The sequence below is a fragment of the Alteromonas sp. BL110 genome (assembly GCF_003443615.1).
Taxonomy (GTDB): domain Bacteria; phylum Pseudomonadota; class Gammaproteobacteria; order Enterobacterales; family Alteromonadaceae; genus Alteromonas.
The window spans coordinates 2,850,308-2,864,763 of record NZ_CP031967.1; the positions used below are offsets into that span (position 1 = coordinate 2,850,308).

At 43.9% G+C, this 14,456-nt stretch carries 13 protein-coding genes; 5 read left to right on the forward strand and 8 right to left on the reverse strand.

Annotation, left to right across the window (positions count from 1 at the left end; translation table 11 throughout):
- Positions 1-234: 234 nt before the first annotated feature.
- Positions 235-1,968, reverse strand: coding sequence for a bifunctional isocitrate dehydrogenase kinase/phosphatase (gene aceK, locus D1814_RS12305; RefSeq protein WP_118492664.1), 1,734 nt, complete (start codon positions 1,966-1,968; stop codon positions 235-237).
- 179 nt (positions 1,969-2,147) lie between these two features.
- Between aceK and D1814_RS12310 the strand changes: the two genes are divergently transcribed.
- On the forward strand, positions 2,148-2,546 hold the full coding sequence (locus tag D1814_RS12310) for a response regulator (RefSeq protein ID WP_118492666.1): 399 nt from the start codon (positions 2,148-2,150) through the stop codon (positions 2,544-2,546).
- 85 nt (positions 2,547-2,631) lie between these two features.
- Here the strand turns inward: D1814_RS12310 and arsB are convergent, their stop codons facing one another.
- From arsB to D1814_RS12340, 6 genes are all read right to left on the reverse strand, one after another.
- A complete protein-coding gene (gene arsB / locus D1814_RS12315) occupies positions 2,632-3,672 on the reverse strand; it encodes an ACR3 family arsenite efflux transporter (RefSeq protein ID WP_118492668.1) in 1,041 nt (346 codons plus the stop codon).
- A gap of 23 nt (positions 3,673-3,695) precedes the next feature.
- The gene (gene arsH / locus D1814_RS12320) at positions 3,696-4,370 is read right to left on the reverse strand and encodes an arsenical resistance protein ArsH (protein WP_409049186.1); all 675 of its coding nucleotides are present in this window, start codon (positions 4,368-4,370) and stop codon (positions 3,696-3,698) included.
- 74 nt (positions 4,371-4,444) lie between these two features.
- Positions 4,445-4,912: an arsenate reductase ArsC gene (locus tag D1814_RS12325; RefSeq protein WP_118492672.1), complete on the reverse strand. Its 468-nt coding sequence runs from the start codon at positions 4,910-4,912 to the stop codon at positions 4,445-4,447.
- Between the two features lie 134 nt (positions 4,913-5,046).
- Positions 5,047-5,391 (reverse strand): metalloregulator ArsR/SmtB family transcription factor, encoded by a 345-nt coding sequence (locus tag D1814_RS12330; RefSeq protein WP_025256218.1) that lies wholly within the window; start codon positions 5,389-5,391, stop codon positions 5,047-5,049.
- Positions 5,392-5,528: 137 nt separating this feature from the next.
- Positions 5,529-6,179: a hypothetical protein gene (locus D1814_RS12335; protein WP_232368873.1), complete on the reverse strand. Its 651-nt coding sequence runs from the start codon at positions 6,177-6,179 to the stop codon at positions 5,529-5,531.
- Positions 6,180-6,407: 228 nt separating this feature from the next.
- A complete protein-coding gene (locus D1814_RS12340) occupies positions 6,408-7,175 on the reverse strand; it encodes a hypothetical protein (protein ID WP_118492676.1) in 768 nt (255 codons plus the stop codon).
- A 173-nt stretch (positions 7,176-7,348) separates the two neighbouring features.
- On the opposite strand from D1814_RS12340, the gene D1814_RS12345 reads away from it, so the two are divergent.
- Both D1814_RS12345 and D1814_RS12350 read left to right on the forward strand, forming a co-directional pair.
- Positions 7,349-8,644: a sensor histidine kinase gene (locus tag D1814_RS12345; RefSeq protein ID WP_118492678.1), complete on the forward strand. Its 1,296-nt coding sequence runs from the start codon at positions 7,349-7,351 to the stop codon at positions 8,642-8,644.
- Entirely contained in the window at positions 8,641-9,285 is a 645-nt protein-coding gene (locus D1814_RS12350) for a response regulator (RefSeq protein ID WP_118492681.1), read from the forward strand. The genes D1814_RS12345 and D1814_RS12350 overlap by 4 nt, the downstream gene beginning before the upstream one ends.
- A 53-nt stretch (positions 9,286-9,338) precedes the next feature.
- On the opposite strand, the gene D1814_RS12355 is transcribed toward D1814_RS12350, so the two are convergent.
- On the reverse strand, positions 9,339-10,496 hold the full coding sequence (locus D1814_RS12355) for an S-(hydroxymethyl)glutathione dehydrogenase/class III alcohol dehydrogenase (protein WP_118492683.1): 1,158 nt from the start codon (positions 10,494-10,496) through the stop codon (positions 9,339-9,341).
- Between the two features lie 187 nt (positions 10,497-10,683).
- On the opposite strand from D1814_RS12355, the gene D1814_RS12360 reads away from it, so the two are divergent.
- Both D1814_RS12360 and D1814_RS12365 read left to right on the forward strand, forming a co-directional pair.
- Positions 10,684-11,562, forward strand: a complete 879-nt coding sequence (locus D1814_RS12360; RefSeq protein ID WP_118492685.1) for a LysR family transcriptional regulator — start codon at positions 10,684-10,686, stop codon at positions 11,560-11,562.
- 81 nt (positions 11,563-11,643) lie between these two features.
- Entirely contained in the window at positions 11,644-14,169 is a 2,526-nt protein-coding gene (locus D1814_RS12365) for an excinuclease ABC subunit UvrA (RefSeq protein ID WP_118492687.1), read from the forward strand.
- The last annotated feature ends 287 nt before the right edge of the window (positions 14,170-14,456 follow it).

Here is a 14,456-nt window from a genome sequence, read left to right on the forward strand (position 1 = left end):
CACACTTGTTTGGCACTGCTGATACCGATATGCGGTATTAAACGAGCAGCAGGCAAAAACAAGCAGTCAAAAAGCAATATTGCTTTGACTCTTTTACGAGCTATATGACTTAAAACGATCACTTTTAAGCTTTTTCGCATGTAGCTAAAATTTGTTCTCAAATATAGAGCTCTTTACCTCTTCAAACCTTGGGTTAAGGTGATAGGGAAGATGCTAATTATTTATGCATTCGACCTACCCACCTTTGTCAAAGCGTATGCCTGGGTTATAAGGGGTAAAATGCTGCACATCTCCTCGGGCGCACTTCTTTTGTACGCCATGCCAGTATTCAGGTGTCATCAAGTCGCCGTGCAATGACTTAAGTATATCTTTGAACTTTCGTTTACCGACGATGAAGTGCTCGAATTGTTCGGGGAATACGTCGTTAGGCGCTACTGAAAGTGTATCGATAGCATAGGGGTCATCGGATTTTGGCAACTCCCTGAAGTTACGCTCGTTCATTAAACAAATTTCATCATAGTCATAGAAAATCACGCGACCATGACGGGTAATACCGAAATTTTTGTGCAGCATATCGCCTGGAAAGATATTTGCCATGGCAATTTGCTTAATGCATAGGCCAAGCTCATCAAGCGCACGCGTTATTTTTTCTTCGTCAGTTTCTTCTTGAAGGTATATATTCAGCGGGGTCATTTTCCGCTCAATGTACATGTGCTTTATGATAAGCTCTGTTTCAGTAAATTCTAAACTCGATGCACACGTTTCCTTGAGTTCTTCAATTAGCTCGGGTTCAATTCTATTTAACGGAAACCTAAAGTTTACGTATTCATGGGTGTCAGCCATTCGCCCTACACGGTCCGACATTTTTACTAACTTGTAGCATTCTTTTACATGTTCACGGGTGATCTTCTTACTTTCTGCAAACTCATCTTTAATAATTTTAAATACAACGCCGTATGAGGGCAGATGGAAAACCATCATCACTAAGCCGCGAATGCCCGGCGCAGCTTCGAACTTGTCCTTCGACTCGTCTAAGTGTGCTAAGAAGTTGCGATAGAAAACAGTCTTGCCGTGTTTGTAATGCCCCATTGACATGTATAGTTCAAAGTGTTTTTTATTCGGCAATAACTCTTGTAGAAAAGCGGCAACCTCGGCTGGGTTTTGTGTGTCGGCCATAAAATAGCTACGAGCAAAGCCGAAAATAACGCTTAGATCTTTGCGGTCGGTCAGAAGGGCATCAACGAACATGTGTGGCTCGTTGTATCTTCGCATGGCAATGACAAACGGCAGAGTTTCGTCGGGCATACAAATGCGACCAATCAAATAAGCTGCTTTACCCCGAAAAAAAGTAGGTTTAAGGATCTCAACGGCTTGAACACTGGCTAGCTGTTCTTTGTTCAATCGCGCACGTAAGGCAGTCTCAAGGTTTTGTAAGTCCCGTTCAAAGTTTTCAAACGGAATATTGTATCGGTAAATTTTAAATATCGACTCGTACATCTCACGTACGGTAGTGGTGGTGTCAAAGCTGTTGACTACTTTGTCTCTGTCTTGCCCAGGCAAAAAGCAGCGGCTAGGCAGAACAAACATCATGTCGTTGTCTATTTTTCTGTGCTTAAACAGCCGTCCAATCACTGAGTTATAGAAGGTTTCGGCTAACTCAAATTGCGGGTGGCCTTCAAGTTGGAGCGCGAACACTTTTTTAAGCTCTTGCCAAAAAGCATCATCTTTTTGGTGGACCTGTGTAAGCTGATAAATTTCGGCAACAGCGTCTGACAGGCTTTGCTCATAAATGGTAATCCGCTCTTTAGAGGCTAGCTGGGTTTCTTTCCAATTACCCTTTTCAAATCTTTCTTGAGCGCCCCGTGTAATGCGGGTGAACCACCGGTAGCTCTTATCGAAATGAGACAATATCTGATAGGCAACTCTTTTTACCAAGTTTTTGTCTTGGGTTGCAGCTAGCTCTTGCATAGGGATGTTTTCCTTTTTTATTACGCCTTATATCTACCACAAAACATGCTATCAGGAGAGGGGAGTTTGGTGTAGTTATCGAGTAAGTAGCCAATAATTCAATGTTTTTATTATTTTCTTATACTTTCGTTTAATGTATTCTATTGGTGCATTAGTAACCACTTATAAGATTGTATCTGATGGGTTTTAATATTCTAATTTGTGACGATTCTGCGCTTGCACGTAAAATGGCCAGAAGTAACTTGCCAAGTGGGTTCGCTGAAGCTATCTATGAAGTGTCAAATGGTATGGACGCTTTAGAAGTATTAGCACATCATACTATTGACCTTGTATTACTAGATTTAACAATGCCTGTGCTGGGCGGCCTCAGTGTTTTGAGCGAAATTAAACGCCGTAAACTTGAGACTTTTGTCATTGTTATTTCGGGTGACATTCAGCCGTTGATGCAAGAAAAAGTGATGTCATTGGGCGCATTAGGTTTTATTGAAAAGCCAATTAAGCGCGACGAACTTACGTCGGTCCTACAACGCTTTGGTTTTATTCTTCCCGATACTTACAAAACACCGATTGCAGTTTAAGAATTTAAAAAATGAGAAGGGCGAGCCGTTGGCTCGCCCTTTTTTATTCCCGCGATTTCACCGCTGCAGACGGGTATATCACTGCTTAGCCAAACCAGTGGCGAGTTTTGTTGGCGAACCATACTAGCGAAAGCATAACGGGCACTTCAACTAATACACCCACCACAGTAGCAAGTGCAGCACCACTGTGTAAACCAAACAGTGAAATGGCTACGGCTACCGCCAGCTCGAAAAAGTTCGACGTACCAATCATACATGCTGGTGCTGCAATATTGTGCGGCAGTTTCATGCGTTTTGCGGCAAAGTAGGCAATAGCAAAGATACCGTAAGTTTGTATCAGCAGGGGGATCGCAATAAGCACAATATCCTGGGGCTGCGATAATATAGTTTCTGCTTGAAGGCCAAACAAAATAACGATTGTTAGCAGTAACCCAATGACTGAAAATGGCTTAAATTTACTTACTAGCGTGTCGACCGCGTTATTTCCTGAACCTGTCTTCTGTGTGCTGTTGTTTTTGTTTTCCAAGTGGTGGCGCGTGATATAACCCGCTACCAGCGGCAATACTACATAGAGCGCTACAGACAGTAGCAGCGTGTCCCAAGGAACTGTGATATCTGTTACACCCAACAGCATGGCGGTAAGCGGGGCAAAGGCAACGACCATAATAAGGTCGTTAATTGATACCTGAACTAGGGTGTAGTTAGCATCTCCTTTGGTAAGGTGGCTCCATACAAAAACCATGGCAGTACAAGGAGCGACGCCAAGTAAAATCATACCTGCAATGTATTCAGTGGCAGTTTGCGGGTCTACCCAGTCGGCAAAAATACCTTTAAAGAATAGCCAGCCTAATAGCGCCATAGTGAAAGGCTTGATAAGCCAGTTTACCACAAGCGTTAGCACTAGACCCTTTGGCTTTTTACCCACATCTTTAATAGAGCCGAAGTCTATTTGCACCATCATTGGGTAGATCATTAGCCAAATAAGTACTGCCACTACAAGATTTACGTGTGCATATTCAAGCGCTGCAATAGACTCGAATACGCTAGGCAAAGTATAACCTAGGCCCACCCCCGCAATAATGCAAAGACCAACCCACACTGATAAATAACGTTCAAAGAACCCCATTTCTACTCACCTTTGTCTTAATTTTACAGCGATTTTTGATTAACACGTTTGCTTACTTCTTCTGCGCTTTCAACGCGCTCGGAATAGCGATTAACTAGAAAGTCTTTGTTGTCGCGAGTTAGCAAGGTGAACTTCACAAGCTCTTCTACTACATCTACTATTCGGTTGTAGTAAGGCGACGGTTTCATGTGTCCATTGTCATCAAATTCTAAAAACGCTTTTGCCACAGAGGATTGGTTCGGGATGGTTAACATACGCATCCAGCGGCCTAAAATGCGCATTTGGTTCACCGCATTGAACGATTGTGAACCGCCTGATACCTGCATAATGGCCAGCGTTTTCCCTTGAGTAGGGCGCACGCCACCAAGGCTAAGCGGTACCCAGTCAATCATGCTTTTCATGATTCCGGTCATGCTGCCGTGACGCTCAGGTGAACACCAAATTTGACCTTCAGACCACATCATAAGCTCGCGTAGCTCCTTAACTTTCGGATGTGAATCATCTTCAGTATCTGGCTGCGGCAAACCGCGAGGGTCAAAAATTTTGGCTTCTGCGCCAAAGTATTCAAGCAAGCGCGCTGACTCTTCTATAACTAGGCGGCTGTAAGAACGTTCTCTAAGCGAACCGTAAAGTAACAAAATGCGCGGCTTGTGATCTGAAAACCTTGATGCAAAGTTAGCCATAATCGGCTTGTGCATTTGCTCCATTACTGCGTTATCAGAGGGGCTTTCAGCTGTTGATATTTTCTGTTCCATTGATTTACCTTTACTCTTTACTGGGCGCCTAATTTTGATAGCGCCTCTTTAAGCGCTGCTTTATCTAAGTTTTTCTCAGCAAGCTCTGCTAATGCCGCTACACGCTTTTCGATAATATCGATGGTGTTGTTGAATGCATCGGCTTTATCTTGCTCACTACCTTCTAACTTTGACGGGTCTTCTAAGCCCCAGTGCACCTTAAGCGATTTACCGAAATAAACAGGGCATGACTCACCCGCCGCTGAATCACAAACGGTGACGACAAGATCAGCATCATAATCTTCAAATTCATCCCACGACTGACTTTGAAGCCCGTTTGTATCAAATCCGCGCTCTGCAAGGTATTTAAGAGAAAGAGGGTGTACTTCACCGACAGGCTGGCTGCCCGCACTGCGCGCTTCTACATTACCGTTATAGGCATTAGTGATGGCTTCGCAAAGAATACTGCGGCAACGGTTGTGCGTACAAATGTATAAAACCTTCATATAAAAACCCTATTTAATTGGCTGACGCTATTTTGAATAGCTATCAAAAAGTTGAAAAAATATTGAAAAATAGAAAACTGGCGGCTTACCAAGATGCAATCATCACTATTGATTTGCACCACACTACGTAGGAGTTAGCAATTCTCGCAGAGCAAGTTCGCTAATGGCTCTTCGATGTATGCACTATTATTCGACGCCGTGTTTTTGATAACGTCTAGTGCCCAAGCAGGTAAGTCAGGATGAAGTTGGTAATACACCCATTTGCCCTTACGGGTATCGAGCACTAAACCGCATTTACGTAAATCTGCAAGATGTCGCGAAATTTTCGGCTGGCTTAGTTGAAGCGCATCGGTGAGGTCGCACACGCATAGCTCGCCTTTTACGCTAAGCATGAGTAGCGTCTTCAAGCGAGTGTCTTCCGACAGGCATTTAAAAAATGCTAGGGGCGCTAATTGCGCGGGTTCACAACAATTCGACATAAAAATCTTCACATATGAAATTTCGTATGTGATGTATCGTATATGAAATTCCGTATGTGTCAATAACGCATCTGAAATTTCATATATGTGTAATAGGAATGAAGTGGTTTAAAAGCTAACTAAGGAAGCGCCTAAATTTATTGGCTTTCAGGAACGGCGGCCTCAAACGACATCGCTACTTGTTTGCCGTTTACCCCATTGTAGTGGGTGATAACTTCGTTCATAAAGACGTACCATGTAGGGTTGGGGTGCCAAATGGCCATTAGGTCTGTTTTTGCGGTTTGTTCACTTTCACCCAGAACGTTAATTCTATAAAGGTAGGTAAAAGCAGCACCCCGCCAATTCAGTTTACAGTGAGTGAGTACCTTGTCCTTCTTAACATCTACGCTTTGCATAAATGCCGCGTAATTTAAAAAGTTAGCCAACGTAGGAGCTTCCCAATCAACGGGCACATTAAAGTAGTCGAGGCCTAATTCTGAGGTAGTTAAAATCTCACTCGATCGATTTCCTGGGATCAAATCTATAACGTGTGTCACCCCTTCCTCTTTTAGCAAAGAAAGGTGAGAGGCATCAGGCAAGCCTGAAGAGTACATAAAGGGCGCGTTTTTTTGGTAGTTGGTGAGCGTCGATAGGGTAGGAGTGGTTTCCTTAACTTGCGTGTCGGTACTCGTTTTCAATGCTGTAGCGTGAGCGTTCACAGATCCACTTAAGGCTAGCCCTAGACTGATACAAGCAGTGGCAACAATAAAACTAAATGTAGGCTTTTTAAACGATAGTGAATTTTTCATTCTTGTATCTATTGCTGGCTGGGGCTTTTTCATAATTTAACGCTCAAGTTTGACACTGTTTAAAAGGGGCGTTGCTGTCACTTCTTACGTTACACATTTGATTGCGTGTTGTCCAAACGGCAAAGTCACCCTTTTGTAATAAGGGCCTGTTCACCTTTAATTTTAAGTAAAGGTCAACAAGCCCAAACACTAACATAGATAACAGCCGTTAAATTTTGGGTTAAGCCCTCAGCTTTTTACCGCCTTAGGCTTCAAAGAAGGCCTCTTCAGACTGGACGACTTTGGTTTGTATTTACAGTTAAGCCAGACTGAAAAAGGAACGCCTATAAGGGCAGGTAGAATCCAACTGGCAATTTGCAGTGACGGCGAGCCTTCAAATAATGCGCGTCCTCCAAAGGCAAAAAATGCGGTATATGCACCAATACCAGAGCCGATGATATGCCCAATGTGTTCAGTCACCCACGAACCTGCAACGATGTCTTTTTGATAAACATAGCGCACAATACCAATGGCATTTAACAGCGCAATAGGGGCAAAGATACAAGTTAGCGTGATGCCGTATGTAATACCCTGATACAACGCAATGGAAGCGACGACAAAAAGCAGTACGGGTAGCCATAAATATTCAATAGTGCGCAGTTGATTAATGTTGCACTTCACATTCAGCACCGCTACAGAATGCCTTACGTTGTTCCACACCAACAGGCTTAACATCAGCAAAAATACATATTGACCTCTAAGGTATGCAGTGAAATATGCAACAGACTCGAAGTGCTCGGGCATTGTTGGGTAGATGACTAGCGGAAAAAACAACACCATGGTAGAACTTACAACGCCACTAATAGACGTAAATAGCATCGCTTTTACGTAGTAGCTACCAAATTGCTTGTGGGCTTTTCCGCCCTTTTTCGTAAGACTAGGCACCCAAAACAGTAAAAGTGACAATGCGCCCGTTATGATATGAAGCGTTACTATAAAGCCGTGAATTGTTTGCATCTTGCTTTCCTTTGGCAATGAACAAAATTGTAGGTTTATAGTGATAACTTCACGAGATTGACAACAGTGCCAGAAGTCATGAATTAAAAAGTGACTTCTGGCCTATGCATTGAACTGTGTTTTTTGTCAAAGTAGCGTTATAAGAACGAACAAATATAGGTAGTCAGACACGAATGAACACCTCAATCCCTGCTCACAAGCAGGTGAAAATGGATATAGAGCACGCCTCAGCATGTATTACTTGGTTGGTAATAAGCTGCTCTGCGCTTTATTTTCTCATAAACCAATTCTCGTTAATCCATTGGCGCACACTATCCGCCGCAACCATTTTTATTACACTAGCGATTTGCTTCGCCATCATCAGTAAACACCGAATAAACCATAGCTCAAGTCTTTATATTTTGGGTTTTATGTATTTCATTGCGATTGTTAGCCAGTTGGTTGTTCCTTATGTTTACCTCGCTATTTTCGTAGTGATCTGTTGCGCCATTCTCCCTTACTACATGCCGTGGAAGCAGTGCATTACCCTTTCTATTCCAATCTCTTTACCTACCGTTATTATTCAAAACGCAGTATGGAGTGAACAGTATGCGTTGTTAACTGGAGCGCTTTTTTGGACATTCAATGTATTCGCTATGATCATGTCGAACACGGCCATTAAAGAATCGAAAGCGCGAGAAGAAGCCGATGCACTAAATAGACAATTATTAAGTACTCAGCAGCTAATGAAGCAGGCGCTTACTCAAGATGAACGCCTGCGTATAGCGCGAAACATTCACGATGTTTTAGGGCATCATTTGACGGCGCTTACCATCAATCTTCAAGTCGCGTCGAGAAAGGCAGATTTATTAGAGAGCTCTGAATCGCAAGCCATAAAGCAACACGTTGAGCAGTCCCACAGTATTGCAAAGCTTTTACTCTCTGATGTCAGAGAAGCGATATCTGACATCAGAGAAAATGCGGCTATTGATTTTTCATTAGCGGTAAACGCACTGATTAAAGACTTGCCTAGGCCGGTGGTAAATCTACACATAGACGATAATTTAACGTTAACCAACGTACGTATTGCCGATTGCTTATTGCGAAATATGCAGGAGGCGCTAACTAACGTGGTCCGTCATACACAGGCGCATTATTTTTCCATATCACTAACGCAACACAACGGGGCTTACAAACTACTAATGCAAGATAGTATGGTGCCGCATACTGCTGATAAGAAACTAAGTGGCGAACAGCCAAGTAGCATAAAATTTTTCGACAAAGCACCATGTAGCTATACAGAAGGCGCTTATGAAGAAGGCGTTCAAAAGGAGGCGGGGCCAAGCGGATCAGACACTTCAAGTCATGTGGTGGCTGGCAATGGGCTTAAAGGAATGCAGGAACGGGTTGATGAGCTAAATGGAACTATCAGCTGGCAGCAAACCGAACAGGGTTTTCGCATCGCAATTCACATTCCGGAGGGCGAATGAAAACACGCCTTATTTTAGTTGAAGATCAAATGCTGGTGCGAGAGGGGATTAAATCGCTTTTAGGGCTTGATGACAGTGTTGAGGTTGTTGGGGAATATGAAAACGGTCAGCAGCTTATTGACAGTGAAAACGCTTCAAATTGTGATGTGATATTGATGGATATACGCATGCCCCAGCTATCGGGTATTGATACTCTACTTGCGCTAAGTCATAAAGGTGTTAATACGCCGGTGCTAATGCTTACAACGTTTGACGATCATGAGTTGGTAAATGGCGCTATGCGCGCAGGAGCAAAGGGGTATCTCCTTAAAGATGTGTCGCTAGAAACCTTGGTAGACACTATTACACAAATAAAGAATGGTAAAACGCTAATTCAGCCCGCAGTGACCGAAAAAGTGTTGCAAGGCTTGAAAGGTCTAAACGTAGAGTTTGAGTCGTTTGAAAATCCGGAGCCCCTTTCTGAGAGGGAAGTCGACATTCTTCGGCTAGTTGCCGCAGGTTACAGTAACAAGGAAATTGCGGATGCGATGTTCAAATCTACAGGCACAATTAAGAACCAAGTTTCATCGATCATGGCTAAGCTTGGCGTGAGAGATAGAACAAGGGCCGTGCTCAAAGCGTTAGAGCAGGGGGTATTATAAGAAAAGGAGAAGCAGAGCTTCTCCTGAAATGTATAGCGCTAGTACAACTTAGCTTATTTATCCATATGCACAACAGAGCGGATGCTTTCGCCTTTATGCATTAAATCAAACGCTTCGTTTATTGCATCAAGGCCCATGGTATGAGTGATAAACTCTTGAAGGCCAAAATCACCGTTTAGGTATTGTTCAACAATTCCTGGTAGCTCTGAGCGACCTTTAACACCACCAAAAGCAGAACCGCGCCATACACGACCTGTTACCAACTGGAATGGACGCGTTGAAATCTCTTGCCCTGCGCCCGCAACACCAATGATCACAGATTCGCCCCAGCCCTTGTGACAGCATTCAAGCGCAGAGCGCATAACGTTTACGTTGCCGATACATTCAAACGAGTAGTCAACGCCGCCATCGGTCATTTCAACAATCACTTCCTGAATAGGCTTATCGAAATTCTGTGGGTTTACCACGTCAGTTGCGCCAAGCTGTTTTGCTAGGTCAAACTTGCTTTCATTAATATCGATACCAATGATGCGACCTGCGCCTGCCATACGAGCACCAATGATGGCTGATAGACCGATTCCGCCTAGGCCAAAAATAGCAACCGTGTCGCCTTCCTGTACTTTTGCAGTTTTAAGTACAGCACCCATACCCGTAGTTACACCACAACCAAGCAAGCAAACTTCGTCTAGTGGCGCATTTTTGTTTACTTTCGCTAGCGATATTTCAGGTAGAACTGTGTACTCAGAAAACGTTGAGCAGCCCATATAGTGATAAATTGGCTCGCCATCTTTAGAAAAACGACTTGTACCATCTGGCATTAGGCCTTTACCTTGCGTCTCACGCACTGCTTGGCAAAGGTTAGTTTTACCTGATTTACAGAACTTACATTCGCCGCACTCTGCTGTATAAAGAGGGATCACGTGATCACCCACTTCTACACTAGTAACGCCTTCGCCCACCATTTCAACAATACCACCACCTTCGTGGCCTAGAATTGAAGGGAATACGCCTTCAGGATCATCACCGGACAGCGTAAATGCATCAGTGTGGCATACGCCAGTTGCAACGATGCGTACAAGTACCTCACCTTTCTTAGGAAGCTCTACGTCAACTTCTTCCATTTTTAACGGCTCACCCGGGCCCCAAGCCACTGCAGCTTTTGACTTGATGTGCGTTTGACCTTCTTGCAACGAATCTTTGAACGATGTCATGTGATGACTCCTTAATCATAAATATACGATGATGTTTTATAGGCCAAAGTATAAGAGACGGATTACTAATGATAAATACGTTTTTAGTAAATCACTATTTCATATTTGTAATAATGAATTTTGCCAAATAGAATGTAATAAGAAATAAGTACTGCGTTGAAGAACGTATCGATAGCGAGTGGCAATAATGAAATATCTTGAGGGAATAGCAGAATTTTGTGCTGTGGCCGACGTTGGAAATTTTACTGGAGCAGCGAATAAGCTTGATACGTCAGTGGCCCAAATAAGTCGTAAAGTCGCATCGCTTGAAAAGCAGCTTGGCGTTAAATTATTGCAGCGCACTACGCGAAGTGTTTCACTTACTGAAGCAGGTACACAGTATTTTCACCAAGTTTTACCCGCGTTAAAAGCGCTTGAAGATGCCCAGCTATCCGTAAGCGCACTTCAAGCGTCTCCCCAAGGGTTGATTAAGCTCACCGCTCCGGTCGCTTTCGGCGAAGCATTCATCGCGCCTCTGCTCAATACCTTTATGCAAAAGTATTCCGGCATTAGCGTGCAATGCACCTTTTCAAACGAAAAGCTCGATATTGTAGAGCAGGGGCTCGACCTGGCCATCCGCATTGGCAAATTAGAAGACTCGACCTTAGTTGCTAAAAAGCTGGCTACCCGACATTTATTTGTATGCGGAAGTAGGGATTATTTTAGAGAGCAAGGTCAGCCTGCAAGTATTGAAGAGTTAAAAGAGCACTCGCTGCTGGTGGGGTCACAGCCATATTGGCGTTTACTTATCGATAATAAAATTCAATCAATTTCTGTACAGGGGAGAGTACGGTATAACAGCGGGAATGCCCTATGCAGCGCCGCGGTTGCTGGTTTAGGTATTGCACAACTACCTGGGTTTTACGTGCGTAAAGCGCTAGCCTCAGGTCAGCTAATAGAGCTGTTCCCCGAGTACAAAGACAAGCAAGAGGCTATTTGGGCTGTATTTCCTTCAAACCGAAATGTTGCACCAAAAATTAGGTTGCTGGTGGATTTTTTAGCTCAACATCTCATTTCAGACAGCTGACGTGCTTGTTTAAAAATAGTGATCGAAATACAGCGCCTTTGTCTAAATATTCTTTAATAAAGGTGATATGCAGGTGATGAAGTGCACAATGATGAGGGAAAAATTCACATACGCGGTGCCCGTGTACACAACTTAAAAAATATCAGTATCGATATACCGCGAAATGAAGTGGTAGTGTTTACCGGTGTATCTGGCTCAGGAAAATCTTCTTTGGCTTTCGGTACGCTTTACGCAGAAGCTCAGCACCGCTATTTAGATTCAATATCACCTTATGCCAGACGGTTAATTGAGCAGGTGGAGAAGCCTGACGTAGACGCAATTGAAGGTTTACCGCCCGCTGTGGGGCTACACCAGCGCCGAGGCGCACCTTCAGTTCGTTCTTCTGTCGGCAGTATCACCACGCTATCTAATAGTCTGCGAATGCTGTATTCCCGGGCAGGCGACTATCCCGAAGGACAAAACATTGTTTACGCTGACGGTTTCTCTCCTAATACGCCTGAAGGTGCATGTGAACGCTGTGACGGTATTGGAAAAGTTTTTGACACACTAGCTCATCGCCTTGTACCCGACGACAGCCTCACTATACGTGAGGGCGCTGTGGCAGCTTGGCCTGGCGCGTGGCAGGGTAAAAACCTTGTTAGGGTGCTATTATCCCTTGATATTGATGTTGATATTCCATGGCGTGAGTTGTCTGAAAAAACGCGCGACTGGATCCTATATACCGACGAAATGCCACAGGTACCCGTATATCGAAATTATAACCTAGCGCAAACCCGTAAAGCACAGAAAGAGGGTGAACCTGCCAGCTACAATGGTAAGTTTATCAGTGCGCGGCGTCATGTGCTCGATACCTTCAAAACGTCTCAAAAAGAGAAAATGAAGCAGCGAATAGCTCCCTTCATATCTGTTGAAGCATGTCCGGTTTGTCGTGGAAAAAAGCTTAAGCAAAAAGCGCTGGCAGTGAAAGTTGATGGATTAGATATTATTGATTTTTCAAGGCTGCCACTACAGCAAGTTCACGAAAAGCTTCAGGCGTTAAGAAATTCAGTCGACGGCGATACTTCAGAGCGTGGTCAGGTAATACGCAATATTGCGGGCGACGTTATTGAAAGAGTGAAGCCGATAATAGCGCTAGGGCTTCATTACCTTTCGTTAGATAGAAGTACAACAAGTATCTCAGTAGGCGAACTACAGCGGTTGCGTTTGGCGACTCAGCTTAAATCAAACTTATTTGGCGTTGTCTTTGTAATGGATGAACCTTCATCAGGTCTTCACCCTCGCGATGTCGAAGGGCTTATTCGCGCGCTTCACAATATTACCGAAACGGGAAATTCACTGCTTGTTGTCGAGCACAATCCTTACGTTATTAAAGGCGCTAACTGGGTTGTAGACGTGGGGCCGCGAGCGGGGGTAAACGGAGGTGAGCTTGTTTATAGTGGGCCGGTTAAGGAACTGGCAAGCATAAAAAACTCCCCAACGGCAGACTATGTTTTTAACAATAAAGCCCTAAGCCAGCGTATCAAGCGTAAATCATCTGGGATATTGCGTTTAAAAGACGTGTCCAGAAATAATGTCAGACATGTTGATATTGATATTCCACTTGGTGTGATGACCTGTGTCACTGGCGTTTCCGGCTCTGGAAAGTCGAGCTTAATTAGCCAGGCATTGGTTGAGTTGGTCAAAGATGGTTTAAGGTCAGCTGGTAAGGAAGGGAAACAAACGAAAGAACTGCTTACTGACGCCAATTCGCTTCTTGCTCAAGACGCTTTTTCGCATGAAAGTGAGCCGCAGCAAGGCTGCATTGAAAGCGGGCTTGAAGAGTTAAGTCGTATAGTTGTGGTAGATCAGTCTCCCATCGGCAGGACACCCCGTTCAACTTTGGCAACCTATACCGGCATATTTGACCAAATCAGAAGTTTATTTGCTTCAACCGAAGAAGCAAAATCACGTGGCTACGATGCGGGCCATTTCTCGTTTAACGTTGCAAAAGGACGGTGCCCACATTGTGAAGGCTTGGGAGTGGTATCGGTAGAACTATTGTTTATGCCGAGTGTTTATTCCCCCTGTACAGTTTGTAACGGTCAGCGTTTTAACGACAACGTACTGGAAGTTAATTACAACGAACATTCTATTGCTGATGTATTATCGCTAACGGTTGAAGAAGCATTATCTGTATTTGATAGTAATCAAGTTATTTCGCGGGGCCTTCAAACGCTAATAAACGTAGGGCTTGGTTACCTTACCCTGGGGCAAAGTGCTACCGAATTATCAGGCGGCGAGGCGCAGCGCATTAAATTAGCGTCAGAACTGAAACGCGCTCAAAATGCTAATACCGTTTACGTGCTCGATGAACCTACAACAGGTTTACACCTTTCAGACACTTCGCTACTAATGCAGCATTTAACCACGTTAGTTGAAACGGGGAATACGGTGGTGATGGTTGAACACAATATGCAGGTGGCTGGGGCTTGCGATCACATTATAGATATGGGGCCTGGCGCTGGTGATGAGGGAGGAGAAATAGTTGCTGAAGGCAGCCCAGAGGAGGTTGCTAAGGTCGAGCAAAGTGCAACAGCCTCATTCTTGAAGGCGATTTTAGCCACCTGAATCGCTTTCTGTTGGTGAATTCTATTTGATTAAGCGTAGAAATAAGTACCCTTTAAGGGGGACTAAAGTAGTAGTTAACCAAATAGAAACTGCTTAAACTGTATTTGTACCTTAAATAGAAATATTAATTAAAGAGTGTTTCATTTTTTGCAATACAGTGTGGTGAAAACTGCGGTTGACTTATAGACGTCTATACGGCAAATTGCTTGTATGAAAAAGATTCTACTTACTCGCACCACCATTATGTTAATTACCACCTTAAAAAGGGCGGTCGCTGACTAGTGCAA

Coding starts and splice junctions, on each gene's coding strand:
- aceK (WP_118492664.1), bottom strand. CDS start 1,968: ATGCAAGAGCTAGCTGCAACCCAAGACAAAAACTTGGTAAAAAGAGTT.
- D1814_RS12310 (WP_118492666.1), top strand. CDS start 2,148: ATGGGTTTTAATATTCTAATTTGTGACGATTCTGCGCTTGCACGTAAA.
- arsB (WP_118492668.1), bottom strand. CDS start 3,672: ATGGGGTTCTTTGAACGTTATTTATCAGTGTGGGTTGGTCTTTGCATT.
- arsH (WP_409049186.1), bottom strand. CDS start 4,370: ATGCACAAGCCGATTATGGCTAACTTTGCATCAAGGTTTTCAGATCAC.
- D1814_RS12325 (WP_118492672.1), bottom strand. CDS start 4,912: ATGAAGGTTTTATACATTTGTACGCACAACCGTTGCCGCAGTATTCTT.
- D1814_RS12330 (WP_025256218.1), bottom strand. CDS start 5,391: ATGTCGAATTGTTGTGAACCCGCGCAATTAGCGCCCCTAGCATTTTTT.
- D1814_RS12335 (WP_232368873.1), bottom strand. CDS start 6,179: ATGAAAAATTCACTATCGTTTAAAAAGCCTACATTTAGTTTTATTGTT.
- D1814_RS12340 (WP_118492676.1), bottom strand. CDS start 7,175: ATGCAAACAATTCACGGCTTTATAGTAACGCTTCATATCATAACGGGC.
- D1814_RS12345 (WP_118492678.1), top strand. CDS start 7,349: ATGAACACCTCAATCCCTGCTCACAAGCAGGTGAAAATGGATATAGAG.
- D1814_RS12350 (WP_118492681.1), top strand. CDS start 8,641: ATGAAAACACGCCTTATTTTAGTTGAAGATCAAATGCTGGTGCGAGAG.
- D1814_RS12355 (WP_118492683.1), bottom strand. CDS start 10,496: ATGACATCGTTCAAAGATTCGTTGCAAGAAGGTCAAACGCACATCAAG.
- D1814_RS12360 (WP_118492685.1), top strand. CDS start 10,684: ATGAAATATCTTGAGGGAATAGCAGAATTTTGTGCTGTGGCCGACGTT.